The 1,274-nt window shown below is 63.2% G+C and carries 1 protein-coding gene; it reads right to left on the bottom strand.

Annotated elements, in window-relative coordinates; all coding sequences use genetic code 11:
* Nucleotides 1-51 precede the first annotated feature (51 nt).
* Complete coding sequence (locus ISS97_RS00010) at nt 52-1,185, bottom strand: IS481 family transposase (RefSeq protein WP_404580013.1); 1,134 nt, start codon at nt 1,183-1,185, stop codon at nt 52-54.
* Nucleotides 1,186-1,274 lie beyond the last annotated feature (89 nt).

Consider the following 1,274-nt stretch of genomic DNA (forward strand, 5'->3'; position numbering starts at 1 on the left):
TGTATGGACCGGACACATGGGTAACAAACGTGCCAGGACATAGGTAACAGTTTAGTCGGCCTCGCGCAGGTCGATACTGGCAAGGCAGTGGTGGGCGAAGAAGAGGTCGTAGATGCCGTCTTGGTCATCGCGAGGACGCGCGGCGATCCAGTGTCCGCATAGCGCTTTGGAGACCTGCATGGTGTGCCCGAGCAGGTGCACGATGCCGTTGGTCCTCACCCGTGCTATGTGGTCGTGCGGGGCATAGTCGATCGGCGGCAGCGCCTCGGGGAAGCGGCGCGGGCTGGGTTGATAGCGAGACGCCGGCACGGCCAGTTCCAGCGCCTGGTGCGGTCGCACGTGGTTGTAGATGGTGCGCCACTGATCGAAGGCTTGCTGGACTTGTGTGGTGGTGTCGAAGTGCCGTCGGTTGATCACTTCAGCCTTGAGACTGCGATGGAAGCGTTCGTCCTTGCCGTTGGTCTGGGGATGGTTGGGTGCACTGAAGCTCACATGGATGCCTAGACGAACCAGCCACACAGTCAACGCCGATAGTCCGCGTGAGTCGCCGCTGGGGCTGCCCCAGGGCGAGCCGTTGTCCATGTTCATGCGGCGTGGCAAGCCGTAGCGGCGGAAGACCTCCGTGAGTGTGGTTTGCACGGTGGCGGTCTTCATATTTGGTACGGCCTGCAGTACCACGTTGTAGCGCGAGTGATCGTCCAAGACAGTCAACGGGTCGCAGCGGCGTGTCCCCACCGTGAACATGCCCTTGAAGTCCATCTGCCACAGATCATTGGGTGCCGGGTGTTCGAACCGGGTCCAGCGTGGCGAGCCGCCAGCGGCCATGCCATCCAGCAACCCGTGTCGGCGCAGGATGTGCGTGATGGTGCTGGGCGCCGGCACCGTGTCGTAACCCTCGTTGCGCAGCACTTGGGCCAGCTTGCGACCACCCCAGCATGGATGGCGCTGGCGCCAGGCGACCACCGCGGCCTCCAACTCCCACGCCGTGCGCGTGGGCGACTGCGCTGGCCGTCGAGACTGATCTGCCATTGAGCCGCCGGCGCGATCGCGCTGCAACCACTTATAGGCCGTCTTGCGGCTAATCCCGAAGCGGCGGGCTAGCTCGCTCACCGGCAGCGAAGCCTCACGAGCGAGGCTGACGAACTCTTGGCGCTGGCACATCACGGTGACTTCCTTCCAGGGCATGAATGACGACACCTCGCCAGATCGATGGGGATCGGGCGGGTGTAACCCATGTCCTGGCACATCTGTTACCTATGTCTCCGGTCCATACA

Source organism: Dyella koreensis (genome assembly GCF_044904565.1).
Taxonomy (GTDB): Bacteria; Pseudomonadota; Gammaproteobacteria; order Xanthomonadales; family Rhodanobacteraceae; genus Dyella_D; species Dyella_D koreensis.

Excerpts from the sequence above, each read along its gene's own strand:
- ISS97_RS00010 (WP_404580013.1), bottom strand. The coding sequence starts at position 1,185 with ATGCCCTGGAAGGAAGTCACCGTGATGTGCCAGCGCCAAGAGTTCGTC.